Source organism: Flammeovirga sp. AWQ4_249, assembly GCF_056161045.1.
This window is the reverse complement of record NZ_JBSWYJ010000002.1, coordinates 11,415-31,136: the sequence shown is the minus strand read 5'-3', so window position 1 is coordinate 31,136 and position 19,722 is coordinate 11,415. Positions and strand designations below refer to the sequence as shown.

13 protein-coding genes are annotated in these 19,722 nt (G+C 34.0%); 11 read left to right on the top strand and 2 right to left on the bottom strand.

Annotated elements, in window-relative coordinates; genetic code table 11:
- Positions 1 to 185: 185 nt before the first annotated feature.
- The 8 genes from ACXAHM_RS02065 (at position 186) to ACXAHM_RS02030 (ending at position 11,286) form a co-directional block, all read left to right on the top strand.
- Entirely contained in the window at positions 186 to 4,178 is a 3,993-nt protein-coding gene (locus ACXAHM_RS02065; RefSeq protein WP_474958733.1) for a starch-binding protein, read from the top strand.
- A 315-nt stretch (positions 4,179 to 4,493) separates the two neighbouring features.
- Positions 4,494 to 6,377: a helix-turn-helix domain-containing protein gene (locus ACXAHM_RS02060; protein WP_474958732.1), complete on the top strand. Its 1,884-nt coding sequence runs from the start codon at positions 4,494 to 4,496 to the stop codon at positions 6,375 to 6,377.
- A gap of 245 nt (positions 6,378 to 6,622) precedes the next feature.
- The gene (locus tag ACXAHM_RS02055) at positions 6,623 to 7,726 is read left to right on the top strand and encodes an Mrp/NBP35 family ATP-binding protein (protein ID WP_474958731.1); all 1,104 of its coding nucleotides are present in this window, start codon (positions 6,623 to 6,625) and stop codon (positions 7,724 to 7,726) included.
- 37 nt (positions 7,727 to 7,763) lie between these two features.
- Complete coding sequence (locus ACXAHM_RS02050) at positions 7,764 to 8,015, top strand: NifU family protein (protein ID WP_474958730.1); 252 nt, start codon at positions 7,764 to 7,766, stop codon at positions 8,013 to 8,015.
- 417 nt (positions 8,016 to 8,432) lie between these two features.
- Positions 8,433 to 8,873 carry a hypothetical protein gene (locus tag ACXAHM_RS02045; RefSeq protein ID WP_474958729.1) on the top strand — a complete coding sequence of 147 codons (441 nt, stop codon included), beginning with the start codon at positions 8,433 to 8,435 and terminating at the stop codon, positions 8,871 to 8,873.
- A gap of 126 nt (positions 8,874 to 8,999) precedes the next feature.
- Positions 9,000 to 9,443: a glycine-rich domain-containing protein gene (locus tag ACXAHM_RS02040; protein ID WP_474958728.1), complete on the top strand. Its 444-nt coding sequence runs from the start codon at positions 9,000 to 9,002 to the stop codon at positions 9,441 to 9,443.
- Positions 9,444 to 9,454: 11 nt separating this feature from the next.
- Complete coding sequence (locus ACXAHM_RS02035; protein WP_474958727.1) at positions 9,455 to 10,522, top strand: hypothetical protein; 1,068 nt, start codon at positions 9,455 to 9,457, stop codon at positions 10,520 to 10,522.
- Positions 10,523 to 11,067: 545 nt separating this feature from the next.
- On the top strand, positions 11,068 to 11,286 hold the full coding sequence (locus ACXAHM_RS02030; protein ID WP_474958726.1) for a hypothetical protein: 219 nt from the start codon (positions 11,068 to 11,070) through the stop codon (positions 11,284 to 11,286).
- On the opposite strand, the gene ACXAHM_RS02025 is transcribed toward ACXAHM_RS02030, so the two are convergent.
- Both ACXAHM_RS02025 and ACXAHM_RS02020 read right to left on the bottom strand, forming a co-directional pair.
- A complete protein-coding gene (locus ACXAHM_RS02025) occupies positions 11,281 to 13,848 on the bottom strand; it encodes a DUF5916 domain-containing protein (protein ID WP_474958725.1) in 2,568 nt (855 codons plus the stop codon). The two genes, ACXAHM_RS02030 and ACXAHM_RS02025, sit on opposite strands and share 6 nt — an antisense overlap.
- A 218-nt stretch (positions 13,849 to 14,066) precedes the next feature.
- A complete protein-coding gene (locus tag ACXAHM_RS02020) occupies positions 14,067 to 15,359 on the bottom strand; it encodes an aminopeptidase P family protein (RefSeq protein ID WP_474958724.1) in 1,293 nt (430 codons plus the stop codon).
- A 191-nt stretch (positions 15,360 to 15,550) separates the two neighbouring features.
- Between ACXAHM_RS02020 and ACXAHM_RS02015 the strand changes: the two genes are divergently transcribed.
- From ACXAHM_RS02015 to ACXAHM_RS02005, 3 genes are all read left to right on the top strand, one after another.
- Positions 15,551 to 17,023 carry a S8 family serine peptidase gene (locus ACXAHM_RS02015; RefSeq protein WP_474958723.1) on the top strand — a complete coding sequence of 491 codons (1,473 nt, stop codon included), beginning with the start codon at positions 15,551 to 15,553 and terminating at the stop codon, positions 17,021 to 17,023.
- Between the two features lie 32 nt (positions 17,024 to 17,055).
- Positions 17,056 to 17,631 carry a hypothetical protein gene (locus tag ACXAHM_RS02010; protein WP_474958722.1) on the top strand — a complete coding sequence of 192 codons (576 nt, stop codon included), beginning with the start codon at positions 17,056 to 17,058 and terminating at the stop codon, positions 17,629 to 17,631.
- A gap of 278 nt (positions 17,632 to 17,909) precedes the next feature.
- Positions 17,910 to 19,718, top strand: coding sequence for a DEAD/DEAH box helicase (locus ACXAHM_RS02005; protein ID WP_474958721.1), 1,809 nt, complete (start codon positions 17,910 to 17,912; stop codon positions 19,716 to 19,718).
- Positions 19,719 to 19,722: the final 4 nt, after the last annotated feature.

The window sequence follows — 19,722 nt, the reverse complement described above, 5'->3', positions numbered from 1 at the left end:
CCAATTGATGCTGTGGTACTTACAATAAATAAGATTGGTACGTCCCTTTTGTTAGAGTGTCGAAATAGAAAATTTCTTTTTTCATCTTGGATGCATGAATTGAAATGCAAACGGTGTAGTTTAATAAAATCAGCATATGCGATGGTATTAAACTAAATATTAGAACTATTACTATTAAAAAGAAAATGAAAAAAGGATTATTACTAATGCTGATGTTGTTATCAGTATTGTCTCTCATGACAATCTATGGAGCTTCAGCTCAAAACAACTCTCCAACTCAAAACAACTTTACATGGGACAATGCGACGGTTTACTTTATGATGACCGATCGTTTTTATGATGGAGACCCTTCCAATAACAATGCTTATGGAAGAGGAAAAAACGGAAATGGAGCCAATTATACGGATGATTCATCGGCTGGTGAATTTCATGGAGGGGATTTAAAAGGAGTTACCCAAAAGCTTCGTGAAGGTTATTTTGAATCTATTGGCATTAATGCTATTTGGATTACTTCTCCTGTAGAACAGATGCATGGTTGGGTTGGTGGTAGCTCGGATGGCTCATTCCGTCATTACGGGTATCATGGTTACTATGCAATGGATTGGTCTGAATTAGATCAAAACATGGGTACTGAAAATGATTTTGAAGAATTCATAGATGAAGCTCATGAAAGAGGTATTCGTGTGATTGTCGATGTAGTAATGAATCATACGGGGTATCTTACTATGCATGATATGGAAGAATATAATTATGGTTCTGTTGATCCAGCTTGGAAAGGTTGGCAACCTTCAGGGGGAGAAAGCTGGCATTCTTACCATGAGAATTTTATTGATTATAATTCAGGAGGTTCTTGGATATCTAATTATTGGGGGCCAGACTGGATGAGACACCCTGATGTTGGTGGATATGACGACTGTTCTTCAGGTGGTGGAATTGACAATTGTGTAGGTTTTTTACCAGACTTAAAAACAGAAGATATTTCTGAGGTGGGTATTCCACCAATTTTAATAAATAAATGGACCAGAGAAGGAACATTACAACAAAAGACAGCAGAGTTAGATGCTTTTTTTAATGCCACTGGACTTCCAAGAGTAGTTTCAAACTACATGATTTTTTGGTTGACAGATTGGGTTAGAAAATATGGTATCGATGGTTTTAGAGTAGATACAGCAAAGCACGTGGAGATGGAGAGATGGTCTCGATTAAAACAATATGCTATTGCGGCATTAAATGCTTGGAAAGCAGAGTATCCTGAAAAAGCATTGGATGATGAGGATTTTTGGATGACTGCTGAAGTTTGGGGGCATGGAAAAAATAAATCGAACTATCATACAGATGGTAATTTTAACTCTGTCATTAATTTTAACTTAAAGAATGATGCAAGAGTGAGTAGTAGAGAAGCTTCTTCATTAGAATCTTTATTTAGTGAATATGCAACGATCAATGACGATCCAACTTGGAACTCATTAAGTTATTTATCTTCTCATGATGTTCCTCCATTATTTGATAGAAATAGTTTACAAGCTGCGGGACCTGGATTTTTACTTTTACCTGGTGGTATCCAAATTTTTTATGGAGATGAAACAGGACGACCTGAAGGAAATTGGAGTGATGTAGAGCAGAATACTCGTTCAGATATGAACTGGGGTAATTTTAATCAAAGTCAACATACTCTTTGGAAGAAATTAGGAACATTCAGAAGAGATCACCCAGCGGTAGGAGCCGGTTCACATCAACAAATTGGAAGTGCTCCTTATACGTTTGTGAGAGATTATGTAAACCCAGAAAAAGGGATTGCTGATAGAGTTATTGTGGCTATTGGAGCAAATGGAAATGTAACTTTTGATGTAGGAGAATATTTTGCCGAAGGAGATACTATTGTTGATCATTATAGCGGAAATAGTGCTGTTGTTGAGAATGGATCAGTATCATTTACTGCAGATAGTGAAGGAATTGTTCTGATGTACAATACAAACTATATCTATGAATCAAAACCTGTAATTACAATCGCTCCAGATGTGACGTATGATGAAAATAGTATTGAAGTATCTATTTCAGCTACAGATACTGAAGCACCACCCGTATCGATTTATTATTCATTAGATGAAAATGCAAACACTGATGACTATCAAAATTGGGAGATGTATGAGGGAGCTTTTGAACTAACAGAAACAACTACAGTAAAAGTAATTGCTGTAAATGCAGAAGGAAGAACTTCTTCTAAAACCAAAAAGTATAGTATTGGACAATTGGATCCTATTTCAATTTACTTTTACAAGCCGCCCAGTTGGGGGAGTGCTAATATGCACCACTTTGATGCTACTCCTGTGGGTATTCAAGAAGACTCCAATTGGCCAGGAGTAACGATGACAAATGCTGGGAATGGATGGTACAAAGCAAGTTTATCAGTTGCTTCGACTAGTATTGTTTTTAATGATAATGGAGGAGCCCAATCTGATGATTTAACTAGAAATAGAACGGGATGGTACAGAGATGGTTCGTGGTCAGATGAATGTCCTGGTGATTGCCCTGGTCCAGCAGTTCCAGAAGTAATAATCGGAAGTGCAACCACTAATTTTCCCACAGGACAAGGTAATGTGAGTATTTCAGCTACAGAAAATGGTGAAATTTATTACACTACGGATGGTTCAACCCCTTCATCATCTTCAACTCTGTATAATGGTACTTTCTCTGTTAGTGGTGATGAAAGTCAAACTGTAGTGGTAAAAGCAATAGCTTACAATGAAAATGGAGCATCAGCAGTACAAGAACAAGCTTTCACTTTTGAGCAAATTGCAACACATACTGTCTATGCAAAAGGATATTCTCATGTTTATTTCTGGGATGAATATGAAGATGGAAATGTGGAAGCATTGACAACTTGGCCTGGTGAAGTAATGCAAGATGCATCTGAACTTGGAGCAGGATGGAAAAAGTATACAATTGAAGGAAAAGAATGTTCTTATGTAATTTTCAATAACAATGGAGGAAGCCAAACTGGCGATATGTCTTCTTGCGGAAAAGAAGGGTATGGATTTGAAAATGGTGAATGGGTACAATTGTTTGACGAACAAGCGCCAGGTTTAGGGATGACTCCTTCAGAAAATAATTTTTATAATGAAGCTATCATTACAATTACAGCAGAAGATGAAAGGGATGCTAATCCTGTAATCTATTATACTACAGATGGTTCTGAACCAACAACGAACTCAATGTCTTCAAGTAATTCTGTAGAAATTGTAATTAATGATTTAGGAGCACATGTAATTAAAGCTTTTGCTGTTGATAATGTAGGTAATTCATCATCTATTATAACAAAAACAATCACGATTGAAGAAAGACTAGCTGGTTTTAGAGTCTATTTTCAAGGAGTGAGTAATCCGTTAATTCATTATTGGAATGCCTTACCAGTAGGAGCAATTACAAGTACTTCATGGCCTGGTGTAAGTTTAGAAGAAGGAAAAGGGGATGCAGCAGGATGGTATTATTTTGAATTTCCATCAAATGTAGAGGCCATCAATTTATTATTTCATAATAATGCAGGGTATAAATCACCAGATCTAACACGTGATAAAGAGGGGTGGTATAAGAATGGAACATGGTATGATACTAAGCCAATTGAACCTGAAGGATTGACAGTTCACTTCAAAAGTAACTGGGGAAATAGTACAAGAATTCATTATTGGAATGCTTCCAATGGAACCTCTACAAATTGGCCAGGTTTAGCCATGAATGATGATGGAAATGGTTGGTATTCTTACACAATTCCAGGAGCAACTTCTGCGAATTTATTATTCCATAATGGACAAGGAGCACAGACATCAGATTTATTTAGAAATGGAGAAGGATGGTACAAAGATGGAAATTGGTACAATGTAAATCCTGAGACAGGGAATGCTCGGTATCAAGATTTAGAAAATACCTTGAAAGAATCTTTGACAGTTTATCCAAATACTTTTCAAAATGAATTAAAAGTGAAAGTGAGCTTGGAGGATGAACAACCTTATCAATTGACTATTTATTCTTTGAATGGCCAAATATTATATCACGATAATGGAATTCTGGGTCAAGGGGTAAATACCTTACAAATTTTGACGAAAGACTTTCATCAAGGGCTGCACATTGTTAAAACACAAGTAGGAAATGAAGTATATATTAAAAAAGTACTGAAGAAGTAATATTCAACAGTAGTGCCCCCATTTTGAAGAGAACAGAAGATTACTTTTGTTCTCTTTTTTCATTTGTTATCAATTTGTTACATGAAATGAAAAAATTAATCTCTCTAATTTGAAAATTTCAAAAACTTATCCTAAAATTAAGTATGGACAGGCTGTTATATCTCTTCCGACAACATATTACAAGAACTAGTCTATTTTTTAACTATACTTATTTTGGCACTTTTAGATATATAATTATTGATCAATTGAGATAAGCAATTATCTTTGGAAAAATAATTAGCGTCTGACGGTAAACACTAGCATGAAATGATAATTATGAATGTTTCTAAATCAACAATTCAATTCCTATTAAACTTACTTTTTTTACAATTCATCTCATTTATAACTTTTGCAAATAATGGTACAATGACATTTAAGATCATAGATCTACCGTCAGATACACCAGATTCAGCAGAAATTTATCTATCCTCCTCTTTGAATAATTGGATTCCAAATGATCCGAATTATAAACTGACTCGTAATACTGAAGGTTTTTATGTAATTGAATTACCTAAAAGCAAAGAGTCATTTCAGTATAAATTTACGAGAGGTACTTGGGAAGCAGTAGAAGCAAATCAAGATGGTGGCTTGAAATCTAACCGTTGGTATGATCCAGAAACCAATGCAACAATTGATGTTCAAATCCATGCTTGGCAAGACTTTTCAGAAAGCCAAAAAGGTCGAGTTCAACTCATTGTTACAGAGGTTCCAGAAGAGACACCTTATGATGCGAGCCTATTTGTGGTAGGAGATTTTAATGATTGGAGACCACAAGATTTGGAAAGTAAAATGACAAAGCATGCCGATGGGTATTATTATTTGACATTACCAGCAGGGCTTTCGAAGTTTGATTATAAAATAACAAGAGGAAGTTGGAGTTCTGTGGAAGGACGTGAAAATGGTAGAGCGATTCCAAATAGATCATACGATGTAAAAGTGGACGGTTGGAAAAAGACGATAAAAGTAAGTACATGGGAAGATCTAACAGGAGGTACAACTACACCTTATATGTTCTTATTATTACTTGGTGCATTTCAAGGTTTATTGCTGATTTTCTCCATTTTTGGTATTCAAGAAAATAACCGTAGAGCAAATGTAATATTAGCCTTAATCATATTGTTTACTTCTGTCGCATTGATGGCAAGAGTAGCAATGTATTATAGAGAAGTATTTCAAGCCTTTCCAAAGATCTATCTATTACCAGAATTATTGTTATTTATCTATGGTCCATTGTTCTTTATTTACTTAAAACAATTGACAGAATCAGAGATAAAGACAAAAGAAATTGCCTATCGATTAATACCTTTTGGCTTACAAGTATTGGCCTATATTCCAATGATGGCTATGCCTAATGATCAATTCGAACATGGTGTTTTAAATCAATATTATGACTTGTATTTCAATATAGTAGGTGGAGTTGGTTTATTATTCAATGCCTATTATTGGTGGAAGTGTAAATTATTATTGAACTATCAGAATAACCATAGTATGAACTTCTTGTCAGAGGACAGAAGTATTTCTTACTTGAATGGAGTAATGATGGTATATGCCTCTTGTTTATCGATATGGGTATTAATGTATATTGTAGGAGCAGGAGCTTATATATTCGAATATTCTCCTCAAAATATCATCGATATGTTAGCTGATACCATGTGGTTGATTATTTCATTCATCTCGTTTATCATGGGTTATTATGCCATGAACCAACCTGAAATATTGAGGGTAGAAGAAGGCGAGACGATCAAAAATATGGAAGAAAATGTGATCACTGTTCCTGTAGAAGAAAAAGTAGAGCAAGGTCTTTCTGAAGAACAAGAAGAAATAAAAGAAAAGTTATCCCAAGAGATGCTTGAATTGAAATTATATACAAACTCAAGGCTGACATTACCAGAATTAGCAAATCATTTCAAAACAAGTACACATGATATTTCAAAAGTCATTAATGAAGGGTATAACAAAAACTTTTATGACTTTGTTAACGGGTATAGAATCAATGCTTTCATTGAAGAAGTTGAGAAAGATACTCGTCAAGAACTGACGTATTTAGGACATGCTTATAATGTTGGTTTTAATTCAAAAACAGCATTTAATAGAGCCTTCAAAAAAGAGAAACAATTGACACCTACTCAATACTTTTCTTCAGTTAAATCAATGGCTTAAATAAGCAATTTTATTTCAAATAGATAACGTATTGTCTTTCCAATCACTTTCTAAGAAGAATAATGGAAAAACAATACGTTAATTTTTTATAATAATTAATGAAAGGAGATCTAAAAAAATCCATTATTATTTAGAACTAATCTAATATTACATTATATTTATAATTAATCTAAATAAACTTAAGGTTTAGAAGTTCTTTTCTATTAATTTTGTGTATAGAAACTTCCATAAAGGAAAAGATACTAATGGCTTATACGCAAGAAGATATTTTAAAGGCTTTATCTACAGTAGAAGAGCCTGATTTAAAGAAAGATTTAGTTTCTTTAAATATGATTAGGGATGTAGAGGTTGAAGGAAATAATGTTTCTTTCACAGTGGTGTTAACTACACCTGCATGCCCATTGAAAGAGTTAATTAGAAAGCGTTGTGAGGACGCTATTCATAGAGATGTTGCTGAAGATTTAGAAATTACGGTAAATATGACTGCCGAAGTGACTACTCTTCAACAACGTGGTCCCGTTTTACCAGGTGTGAAAAACGTTATCGCGGTTTCTTCTGGTAAAGGTGGTGTAGGTAAATCTACAGTGACTGCAAACCTAGCTTTAGCCTTGGCAGAATCTGGTGCTAAAGTAGGTGTAATGGATGCTGATGTTTACGGTCCTTCTATTCCTACGATGTTCAATTGTGAGCATGCTCAACCGGGAGTAGTGCAGAGAGGAGACAAAAACATCATCATTCCAATCGAAAAGTATGGAGTAAAGTTACTTTCTATTGGTTTCTTAACTCCTCCAGATAATGCAGTAGTATGGAGAGGACCAATGGCAAGTTCTGCAATTCGTCAATTCTTCATGGATACAGATTGGGGAGATTTGGATTACTTGTTAATCGATTTACCTCCAGGAACGGGTGATATTCATTTATCATTGGTTCAAACTGCAAAAGTAACTGGAGCAGTGATTGTCACTACACCACAAAAAGTAGCTTTAGCAGATGCGGTAAGAGGATATAAGATGTTTGCTTCGAAAGATGTAAATGTTCCAATCCTTGGAGTTGTGGAAAATATGGCATATTTCACGCCTGCGGAACTTCCTGACAATAAATACTATTTATTTGGTCAAGATGGTGGTAAAACTTTTGCTAGAAGATATGAGCTACCTTTCTTAGGTGAAGTTCCTTTAGTACAAAGTGTAAGAGAAGGTGGTGATCAAGGGATTCCTGTTGTAATGGAAGAAGGAAATCCAGCTGGGAAAGCCTTTACAGAAATTGCAGAATCATTAGCTAGATCTGTAGCCATTAGAAACGCTGAATTACCGGAGACTGACCGAGTTGAAATAAAAACTTGGGAGTAATTATAATAAGATATAAACGCCTTAATTGGATAAATATATGAGTGAAACATTAATTAACGAAGTAGAAAAAGCACTGAACTCTATTCGTCCTTACTTAGAAGCTGACGGTGGAGATGCGAAAGTCGTAGAAGTGACTGAAGATGGTGTAGCCAAAGTAGAATTACTTGGTGCATGTGGTGATTGTCCAATGTCTGCAATGACTTTGAAAGCAGGTATTGAACAAGCTATAATTAATGCAGTACCTGAAGTATCTAAAGTTGAGGCGATCAATCTAACAATGGAATCATAGTATTTCTGTTAGCGAAAATAAATAGGCCACTTTATTCTTAGTTGAATAGAGTGGCTTTTTGTTATTCTGTAATATTAGATTCTATAGATTGATAACTCTGTAAAAATTCATTTAATTCTTTTCTTTTATAAAGGAGTAGCCCAACTATCCAAAGTAGAGTTTTCCATAGGTTGAACTCCTGCAAAACCAGAATTGTCAGTGTATAAAAAGACAAAGAAGAGTAATATTATATTTTTCATGATTAAAAGTATTTTAGTTTGTTCTTTAGAGACAATACTTTAAATAATGTTACAACTAGAGTTCATTTTTTTGCCTTTTTTATAAAAATCACTTTTTGATAACTCTTGATTGTATTTTGATATTCATGAATAAGTGTCTTTCGTTCAATTAATTATATTATCATTAAATGGGAATAAAATGAAAACTTTATTATTATCAGTACTACTTATATTTTCAATGACATCTTTATCAAATGCACAATGTATTACGCATGTAGATTTAGATAATCCTTTTTATTTATTAGGGTCACCTTTAAAATTAGAGGCAAATACAATTGAAGATATGGCTGATGATGAAGTAGCCTATATTAAAATTGAAGGTCAACAGTTAATGATATTTGACACAATGAAAGAGTTGGTACATGATTATACACTTTCTTTTAAAAATGATTTTAAAGAAAATGAAGATGTAACAATTACTTACAACATTGATGAATTACAAAACTATACGGCTAAAGTGGCTTATAAAATGGCAAATGATGCTTGTATCAGTTGTGATGTAATGATTTATAATGAAGCTGGAAAATTGGTTTTTAAAGTAAGATCTGAACAATTATTAGATTCTTATTATTTCCAATAAAAAATAGATATATACAATAAGGAGCTCTTGGTTTGAAATCAAGAGCTTTTTTTGTGTTCAATTGGAAGGAACTACATTTTTATATATATTGATACTTATCAGAAATAATATCTAACACTCTATTTAATGCAAACTCTAGAACTAACAAAGCATCAGATCTTCCATCAACAATTTGAGAAAATCAAAGATGAATTACCTGTTTTGTTTGATAAGCTTCAAAATCAATCGGATTTATCCTCTTATTCTCAAGAGCTTTTGATAAAAGAAATGCTTAAGTTTTTGTTTTTAATTGGCAAGCATAAAGTAAAACTTACACCTTCACTGTTAGTAGATTACACTTGGCATGAGTTTATTTTATGTACTCGTTTTTATATGGATTTCTGTAATGAAAATTATGAGAGATATATTCATCATCATCCTGGAGGAGGAAAAGAGGAAAATCATCATCAATATATTCAGACAATAAAACTTTATTACTTAGAATTTGGAGATGCTCCTATGGAAATTTGGGGTGATTATCTCAATGAAAAAACAGATTCATCAGATTGTGGCTCATGCTTCTCATCTTAAAAAATTAAACTATGTATTTCGAAGGCAAACTAATCATAGACCCATCACACGTTTCTGAAATAGAACGTCGGGTTCCTACTAAATTTTTCAAAAAATTATTTTATTATCTGACACTAGGAAATGCATCAGATGATATAGAAAAACAAACATTTACTGCTGTATCTATTCTTCAGCAAATCAATCATGTGCTTTTAAAATCAGGTATTGATAATATCGTTAGGTTATCTCATGATGATATTGATTTCTATTTGGATACAGAAGGAAAAGAAGGTGACTTAAAAGAAGCATTTAACCAATATGAGTTGGAATTAGATACTTCTATGTCTACAATTTTCAATAAACTTGTCATGGTTCTCGAACATGAAGATGATACGTTTAAATATTTAATCGTAGCAACGATTAATCGTACACATGATGTAGGAGAATATCCAATAGAGATAAAAGTAGATGCTTTCCTGAAAGAGTTTAATGCTAAAGGAAAAACGAGAGAGCAGTTGGAAGAAACAATGAAACCAATTTTTGAATACCAATCTGTTTTCAACAATTATAAAAAAGAAAAACAACAACTTTTTGAGAATTTTTTGCATGAATTAGAATTGAATATCAAAACCCTAATGAAGGTAGATGATGTGATTGTAGATGTGAAATCAAAAGTCGTTGTGCCTAAAGAAAAGGTAAATTCGCCTAAAGATATCAAGTATAGAAATGAGCAAGAGGAGTATGGTGTTTATTATGGATACCATGGCTTCGATGACTTTTTATTCTATAATATGATGTGGTCTACAATGAGTCATGATCATGAGTTGGTCATTGAAGATGCATATTATGAAAGTGAAGTGGGAGATTCATTGGGGTATTTGGAAGAAGCAGATACTTCAGGTGAATTATTTAATGACGAAGTAGAAACGGAAGGTGGTTTTGATGACTTTTTCTTATCAGACGATGATTCTACTAAGTCTTCATCAAGTTGGTTTGACTTTGGTGATTTTGATTCAGATGGTGATTCTATTGGAAGTAGCTGTTCAAGTTGTAGCAGTTGTAGTAGCTGCTCAAGTTGTAGTTCTTGCGGAGGAGAGTAATAAAAAAGGGTGATGAAATATAGAAATTATAATAACTAACTATGAAAGAGCTGATATCACAAACGTGTATATATCTTTATAAACAAAAAATATTACTCCCTATTTGTTTGTTTATTTTTTTATTTGGAGCATTAATATTGTTCTTTTTTTATGCTAATTCTGTTTCAAATAAATATTTGGAAGGAGCAAAAAAATCATACTCAATAGTTGAAAATGAGCAATCAACTTATGTAAGTGACTCAATTAATGTTATTGATATACAAATACATTCTACTTTAGTGGGTACTTCCTATTTTGATAGAATACTATCTTCATTAAGAGAAGTAAATAGAAGACGCTATAAACATTATCAAACGATCGTCTTTTTTAATAAAATTTATTTTGTTTCCAATATGATGCTTTCGGTATTGATATTATTATCTACAATTTTCTTCCTTTGTATCACGAAGATAGGGTATGAAAAAATTGATAAATCAATAATATATTCTTTATTCGTTTGAATTGGGTTTATTGCTTTTCACCAAGTTATCCCTGAGTTTCTTAACATGGAAACTAATATACAGAATAATGAATCTAGTTATATAAATTTAGGCAATATTGAAAATAATATTATTAGTTATTTATCAACGGCTGAATCTGGTATTGACTCAATAAATTCACCTTCAAAATATATTTACTTTTTGGACAAAAAAATGGAAAATACTTATTCTTTCAATTTGGATATAAAATCAGTATCTGATGAAAAGTTATTATTTGATTTATAACCTACTGAAACCTTTCTTGATCTGACTATAATCCAAGAAATAACTTACTCTTAAGGAAACTGTATTGACTTGTGGTTCATCCCAAAGTTCTCTCATATTTTGACTAAAATTATAGTCAGAATGATAACTTGATGAACCTAGCTCATTTCTCCACATTGCGGTAACAAAACTTCCAGGTAGAAATTCCCAGCTATAAGAAAGTTCCATATCAAAAGTATTGTAATTGGTATCTTGAGTACTATTTCCTTCATTGTCTACATCAGTGTAATCACTTGGTAAAAGATCACCCGTTTCTGAAAGATCATAGAACTCATCATAATCTACTCTTCTCCAATAATGTCTCAAACGTAATTTCATGGACATTTTAGGAGTGAAGTAATATTGAGAAGTAAAGTTATTTTCTAATGTTCGAACATCTCTGTTTCCATAGATAACTTCATCAACTTCATCATTGTCCTCATATTCAGTGGTCACATAGCCTTTCTCATCTCTTTGATTATTCCAAGAAATAGAATGTGTAATGTCAAAACGATCAGTAGCACGATATGTCTGATTATAAGAAATATAATTATCAAATTGATCATATTCAGGTCTTGACCAATAAGAGACTCTTACAGATCCATAATATTTTTTTCGATTATCAGAATTGAGAGTGACACCACCTTCATGAGAGAGATATTCTTTGAAATAATACCCTTCTTCTCTTGGACCAAAATAGTCATATGAAATGCCTGGTTTTACACCTCCATCAATATCCATACTCCAGAAGTTGTTGAATAAGATATACCCATCGGTCCAAATTCTTCTATTCATAAAAGTTCGAGGATTGTAAAGCCAATTTTCATCGTATCCTACTTTAATCCAATATCTTTGATAAAATGAACCTGCTTCAAATTCATTATAGGAAACATCAGTATAAACACCAATAGAGTTTACGGCACTATTATAACCCATATCATTTGGGTTGTAGGTATCAGATTCTACATTTGTTGATGCCCAATACCTCCACTTTCCACTGACTTTACCACCTCCAATATCTACTCTATGTCCTAATTGCGTATAAGCATCTTTCTGCATTGATTCAGTTTCTTCGGCAGGGAAAAACTCTTGACTTAGTGAACCAAAACCTCTAATTCTGTATGTATTTGTTCTATCGTATAAATTAAAATCAGCTGATGAAACATTAGATGACTTAAAACCTTCTCCTCTATAAACATTGGTGTTCATAAAACCTACTTTCGAATTATTAGGTAAGGCTTGTTCGATAGAAATCATATTAAAGTTGGTCAGAGGATCAGCAAGTTCTTCTCTTCGTTCTCCTGTTACAGAATCTTCAACAATGGCATATGTTTCATTGGTAATAGAATTCAAAATACCAACACCTAACCCTTTTTCAGTAATACCTGTAAGTTTTGTATTGTTCAAAATAGGGGCATCAGTAGGTTTATATATAAAAGATTCATTTTCATTTAATACCTCATCACCAGGATTATTATGATTTTGGCCTATCCTACGAGAATAAAATTGATCCCATTTATTAAAGAGTGTCGTGCCTTGTGTGAAGAAATCTCTAAACTCACCATATTGAACTTCATAAGCAGAAAGGTTCAATACTTCATTGTCTGCTTGAACTTGTGAGAAGTCTGGAATTAGACTGACATCCATTGTGAAACTTTGTCCTAATCCCACTTTTATATCAGCACCACCAGAAAATGTATGGGCGAAGTCACTACCTTGTTTTCCAACTGAAACATTACTTAAATAAGGAGTTAGTGATAAACGTAGTGGTGGTTCAACATCGTAAATACCTCTAAGTGTACCAAATTGATTGACATATCCTGATTTGTTGGCATCAATTGCATTCCAATACGACGTTTCACCAGTACGAGCAATGACACGACCAAAATTTAATCCCCAAACTTGCTCTTTTCCATCAGGCATTCTTAAAGCACGATAAGGAATAGCCATTTCCACTGCCCAACCTTCATCATTCACCTTTACAGCACTTGACCAGATTTCATTCCAATTACTATCCCATCCAGAAGTTCCTTGTATACGATCACTTTGTACACCTGAAGCACTAACGACAAATTCATAAGTATCTTGTTGGGTGTTATAAGTATCAAAACTTACAATAAAGAAATCAGCACCATTACCACCGGAGTCTCTTGCTCCCATATTCGTTCGGATGGAATCAGGGGCGGTATCATACAATTGGGCATTGATGTAAATAGCGTAATTGTCGTAGGCCACTTGAATTCGTGTTTTCTGAGCAGAACGCTCTAGATTGTTGGGTGAATTTTGTATAAAATATCCTTCCGAGACATATTTGTTCGGTCCAGCTTCATGATAAACATCAGGTTTAGTACTGGCTGTCAATTTATTAATTTGTAAGGGATCTTTCCATACTTGGTCATCTAAAACGCCATCAATTTTTGGAGAAGAAGAAGCTGGCCACGCATGTAAATTTTTACGTGTTAAATGCTGTGCATTTGCTTGATAGAATGGTAAAGCTATTACAAATAGTATTGATAAAATTAGGTTCTTATTCAACTTCGTCATGTTAGTGAAAAGTTTGCACTGATAGTTAATATTACAATTTCACCATATAGCAATTAGTATCCAATTTTATTAATTTAACTTAAGGAAAGAGCTGGAAATCAGTTTGTAATTTGTGTTTTTTTTAATAATGAAAGTGAAGGTTAGGGAAACATAAAAAAAGCCTCAGAGGTGAGTTGGTTCATCTCTGAGGCTAAGAAAAAGTGTAAATAAAAAGAATTCTATTTACCCATTATATTTTCGATATCTTCCACTTCAATTGGAATATTTTTCATTAAGTCAAATGGCTCTCCAGTTTCTTGGATTACATAATCGTTTTCGATACGGATACCCATATTTTCTTCACGAATATAAATACCAGGCTCTACCGTAAATACCATTCCAGCTTCAAAAGTTTTGTAACGATTGCCATAATCATGAACATCTACACCAATATGATGTGAAGTACCGTGCATGAAGAATTTCTTGTAAGCAGGCCATTTAGGATCTTCGTTGGCGATATCTTCACGAGTGATTAAACCTAAATCTACTAATTCTTCTGTCATTAATTTGCCGACTTCAACATGGTAGTCCATAAGGTTGTTACCTGGTACTAACATTTTAGCAGCTGCTTTATGTACTCTTAATACAGCATTATAAACAGCCGCTTGACGTTCAGAAAACTTACCATTTACAGGTATTGTTCTTGTCAAATCAGAAGCATAGTTTCCATATTCACAACCAAAGTCCATTAATAATAAATCACCATCATTACACACTTGATCGTTGTCGATATAGTGAAGTACACAAGCATTGAAACCTGAAGCAATAATAGGCGTGTAAGCATGTCTTCTAGATCCATTACGGATGAATTCATGTGTGATCTCTGCTTCAATTTCGTACTCTTTTACACCTGGTTTAACAAAGTCTAAAACTCTTCTAAAACCTTTTTCCGTAATATCACATGCTTTTTGCATTACATCAATCTCGATTTGAGATTTTACAGTACGCAAGTCATGCATGATTGGTGCTAAACGCTCATATTTATGAAGAGGGTATTTTTTCATACATACCTCTCTAAATCTATCATCTGGAGTTTCAACAGTTGTATCAGCTCTTAAATGCTCATTTGTGTTTAAGTAAATGTGCTCTGCATCAAATACAACCATTTTGAACACATTATCAAATTCTGATAACCAGTATACTGATGCAATACCAGAAACTTCAGTAGCTTGTTCTTTTGTTAATTTTGCCCCTTCCCAGATTGCAATTTCTTCATTTGTTTCAATTAAGAAAAGCATTTCTCTATGTGCCGGATCTTTGGCATCTGGGTTGATCACTAAGATACTTTTTTCCTGATCTATTCCACTAAGGTAAAAAATGTCAGTTTGTTGAATAAAAGGCATTGTTCCATCTGCACTCGTAGGCATAATGTCACTAGAGTTAAATACCGCAACAGAATTCGGTTTTAATCTCTCCACAAAACGCTTACGGTTCTCTATGAACAATTTCGAGTCGATTTTTTCGTATCTCATGATTGATCTATGTGTATATATTAATATTTATGATTAACTTTTCCACATCACACCAATGAAGATTATTTACACTGGTGATAAATGCTAATTCGAATTTACTTCTTCCATTGAATTTTCAAAACTTGATGACACTAACACTAAGGAATAAATCTAATTTTTTTTCCATTAAACAACGAAACCTATGGGCGTCAATGGCCTTTATTTCTATGCTGTTTATTGATTTTTCCGCTTTTTCACAAAACAAAGGCCGTTACTGGGTTATTTTTGAAGATAAATGTGGAAAGGAAAATTTAGATATTTTTAACCAATCAATTTGTCAAAACTATATAGATAGTTTACATACTTTAGATTTTTATGAAGAAGCAAAATCAAATTGGTTGAATGCAATTACACTTGAAATTATCTCAAAAGAGGATTTTGAACAAATACAGTCTTTATCATTTGTCAAAGAATTAAAACCGGTAAATAAAGGTTGGAAATTGACAGGAAATATACCGGATAACCGCAAAAATTCTTCTTTTTCAATTAAACAGATTCAACCAGATAGTATTTATGATTTAAAGCTAAATGGAGAAGGAGTAACCATAGGTGTGATTGATGCTGGTTTTTATTATGCTCCTAAAAACGATTATCTAAAACAAATTTTTAAAGAAGATAGAATCCTAGGGTATAAAGATTATTTATCAGGTCCAACAACTTCTCAACAAACTTTCTATAATGAAAGAAGAACGAGTTCTGATAGTCATGGGACAACTGTAATGCGTATGATTGCTGGAAATGAAGGAAATATGCGTTATGGTTTGGCTGATCAAAGTTCTTTTTATTTAGCAAGAACTGATCATGGTGACCAAGAAACAAGGTCAGAAGAAGAAAATTGGATTATGGCGTTGGAATGGATGGTTGATTCTTTAAATATTAAATTGATCAATAGTTCATTGGGTTATACAGAAGGTTTTGATGATAAATCTGAAAATTATACCCCTAACCAAATGGATGGGAAATCAACTTTAGTTACCCAGGCAGCTGAAATTGCAGTAGAGGAAAAAGATGTTTTACTCATTGTTTCAGCTGGGAATGAAGGAGATTCAAAATGGGAAGTCATTTCAGCACCCGCAGATGCTAGAGGAGTGCTAAGTGTTGGGGCTACAACCAAATCTGGTATAAAAGCAAGTTATAGTAGTATAGGTCCTGAAGAATTATCCTACGTTAAACCAGAAGTTTCTTGTTTTTCATTATTTGGAACCTCTTTTTCAGCACCAGTCATTACAGGCTTAGCGGCTTGTTTGTGGCAATATAAACCTGATGCGACAGCGAAAGAAATTAGAGGCGCCATTATCCAATCCTCTTGGTTTTACCCATATGGTAATAATTATATTGGTTATGGAGTGCCTAATGCAGCAAGAGCGATTGAAATATTAGATGGTGCACCTGCTGATAACACATCAGAAATCATTCAAGTAGAAGGAAAAAGACATATTGAGATTAAACCTAATCAAAGTGAAGGGAATATGTTAATTGTATATCATAAACTGTCAGAAACTATTGTAATTAAGCAAGAATTTATATATTTGAATAATAATACATGGAAAGTTAAAAAAATAAAAAAATCTATTGCCGCAACGTTGTGGACGGGAGAACGCCACATCGAACTTTTTTGGAAATAACTTACGTTTACTATCACTATTCACTAAATAAAATGAAATTGTTCGTTCGAATTACCTTAATTTACTTCTCATTAAATCTCTTTACTAGCTGCAACTCAACAAACGAAAATACAATAACAGATGAAGTTTATTATTTTGATTTGTCGAGTCTTGTAGATACTGCAATTGAAGATTTAAAAAGAAGCACACCCAAAGTAGAGAAAAAGATTTCCTATGATGGTGAAAAAAATGCTCTGGCTACTTCCGAAATTAATTGGACAGAGGAATTAGAAATTTTTGAAGATGCGGATATTAATAAGCCGATCCTTAAAAATAGCTATGAAAAAACTGTAATCAATAGTCAAAATGGAGTGACAGTAACTCGTTTTGAAGCTATTGGACCTCGAGAACAAGTCAGATGGCTTGAAGTGGAGAAAAATAAAAAGGGAGAAGTACAATCTGTATCCTTTAAAATGCTTACAGATAATTCTCTTTATGCTTCTGAGAAAGAAGGGAAGCTAGTATTTTCAAATAATAAAAAACTTGAAAAATATTCCATCGAAGGAATGCAATCTATTGTGTTTTTAGGTGAGAAACATTATTCAGTAGAAGGTAACTTAATGTATTAGAGTTACTTATACACTTAATTTGAAAGACTATTTTTAAACGCCACTTTTTACAAAAAGAGCTCTTCGGAAGCTCTTTTTTTGTTAATGATAGAAAAATATTGACCTAAATCGCCTTCATTTATAAACGTTTATCTTATTGATTAGCAAATCAAAAAATGAAAACCTACCTTTGCGACTCAATTTGGAAACTGTAGCGCTTTTGTCCGCATCATCATAGCTGTTAGCTGTCCGCTAACTCACGCAAGTAGTATGGAAGGAAGCGTTCTAAAAAACAAGAAATGACAAAATTTAGTGAATTAGGGCTCAAAGAAGAATTACAAGAAGCAGTTGCTGATTTAGGATTTGAACAACCCACACCTATTCAAGCAGAGGTAATCCCAACTTTATTAACCGAAGAACTTGACTTGGTAGGTTTAGCACAAACTGGTACTGGTAAGACGGCAGCTTTTGGCCTTCCACTTCTACACCGTGTTGATGTATCGAACAAAAGAGTTCAAGGACTTATTTTGTGTCCTGTACGTGAACTTGGTTTACAAATCGCAAAAGACTTAGAAAACTTCTCTAAGAAATTGAAAGGTTTAAAAGTTGTAGCGGTTTACGGTGGTGCACCAATCGATCAACAAATACGTCAATTAAATAAAGGAGCACACGTTATCGTGGCAACTCCTGGGCGTATGCATGATTTGATTCGTAGAAATAAAGTAGACATCTCTGAAGTAGAGACTGTTGTACTTGATGAAGCAGATGAAATGCTTAAAATGGGTTTCAAAGATGAGCTTGATGCTATCTTAGAAGAAACTCCTGAAGATAAAAACGTATGGTTGTTCTCAGCAACTATGCCAAGAGAAGTAGCTCGTATCGCTTCAAACTACATGACTGATCCAAAAGAGGTTACTGTAGGTACAAAAAATACGGGTAACAAAAACGTAAAACATTATTGCTACACTGTAAGAGCGCAAGATCGTTATGAGGCGCTTAAACGTGTTGTAGACTTTAATCCTAACATATACGGTATCGTTTTCTGTCGTACAAGACAAGAGACGAAAGATGTAGCTGAACGTTTAATGCAAGACGGTTACAATGCTGACGCATTACACGGAGATTTATCTCAGGCACAACGTGATTATGTAATGGGTAAATTCCGTCAACGTACTTTACAATTATTAGTTGCTACTGATGTTGCAGCTCGTGGTTTGGACGTAAATGACTTATCTCACGTAATCAACTATAATCTTCCTGATGATATCGAAACGTACAATCACCGTTCTGGTCGTACTGGTAGAGCAGGTAGAGATGGTACTTCAATTGCTATCATTCACATGCGTGAAAAGCACCGTTTGAGAGCTATCGAGCGTGTATTGAAGCAATCATTTATCATGGATCCAATTCCTTCAGGTCCACAAATCTGTGAGCGTCAATTATTCCACTTAGTGGATCGTATGCACGGTGTGGAAATGGTAGAAGAAGAAATTGAAGAGTACTTACCAAAAGTATACGAAAAGTTAGAAGATCTTTCTCGTGAGGAAATCATCAACCGTTTCGTTGCTTTAGAATTTAATCGTTTCTTAGATTACTATAGAGGAGCTAGAGATCTTAACGTTCACGATCGTAGAGATAATAGCAATTCTAAAGAAAGAGGTGAAAACTTCAGAAGAAATGCAGAATCTGGTTTCACACGTTTCTTTATCAACTTAGGTAAGCGTGATGAAGTAACACCAAGAGACTTAATCGAATTGATTAACAAAGGTGTGAAAGGTGACCGTATTGATATCGGAAGAATTGATCTTAAGCAAAACTTCTCATTCTTTGAGGTAGCTCAAGGTAGAGAGGATGATGTGATCAAAGGTATGGGTACTTTAGAATTCAATGGTAGAAAAATTGATGTAGAAGTATCTAACACTACTGGTGGTGGCGGTGGCCGTCGCGGAGGTGGTGGACGCCGTGGTGGTGGAGATCGCCGTCGTGGTGGATATGGTGGCGGTGGAGACCGTCGTCGTGGTGGTTATGGTGGTGGAGACCGTCGCGGAGGCGGTGGTGGAAACAGACGCCGTAACAATAACAGAGACAACAACAAAAGCAGAGACTAGTTCT

Bases quoted from the DNA above. Each gene is read 5' to 3' on its own strand.
- ACXAHM_RS02065 (WP_474958733.1), top strand. From the start codon at position 186: ATGAAAAAAGGATTATTACTAATGCTGATGTTGTTATCAGTATTGTCT.
- ACXAHM_RS02060 (WP_474958732.1), top strand. From the start codon at position 4,494: ATGAATGTTTCTAAATCAACAATTCAATTCCTATTAAACTTACTTTTT.
- ACXAHM_RS02055 (WP_474958731.1), top strand. From the start codon at position 6,623: ATGGCTTATACGCAAGAAGATATTTTAAAGGCTTTATCTACAGTAGAA.
- ACXAHM_RS02050 (WP_474958730.1), top strand. From the start codon at position 7,764: ATGAGTGAAACATTAATTAACGAAGTAGAAAAAGCACTGAACTCTATT.
- ACXAHM_RS02045 (WP_474958729.1), top strand. From the start codon at position 8,433: ATGAAAACTTTATTATTATCAGTACTACTTATATTTTCAATGACATCT.
- ACXAHM_RS02040 (WP_474958728.1), top strand. From the start codon at position 9,000: ATGCAAACTCTAGAACTAACAAAGCATCAGATCTTCCATCAACAATTT.
- ACXAHM_RS02035 (WP_474958727.1), top strand. From the start codon at position 9,455: ATGTATTTCGAAGGCAAACTAATCATAGACCCATCACACGTTTCTGAA.
- ACXAHM_RS02030 (WP_474958726.1), top strand. From the start codon at position 11,068: ATGGAAACTAATATACAGAATAATGAATCTAGTTATATAAATTTAGGC.
- ACXAHM_RS02025 (WP_474958725.1), bottom strand. From the start codon at position 13,848: ATGACGAAGTTGAATAAGAACCTAATTTTATCAATACTATTTGTAATA.
- ACXAHM_RS02020 (WP_474958724.1), bottom strand. From the start codon at position 15,359: ATGAGATACGAAAAAATCGACTCGAAATTGTTCATAGAGAACCGTAAG.
- ACXAHM_RS02015 (WP_474958723.1), top strand. From the start codon at position 15,551: ATGGCCTTTATTTCTATGCTGTTTATTGATTTTTCCGCTTTTTCACAA.
- ACXAHM_RS02010 (WP_474958722.1), top strand. From the start codon at position 17,056: ATGAAATTGTTCGTTCGAATTACCTTAATTTACTTCTCATTAAATCTC.
- ACXAHM_RS02005 (WP_474958721.1), top strand. From the start codon at position 17,910: ATGACAAAATTTAGTGAATTAGGGCTCAAAGAAGAATTACAAGAAGCA.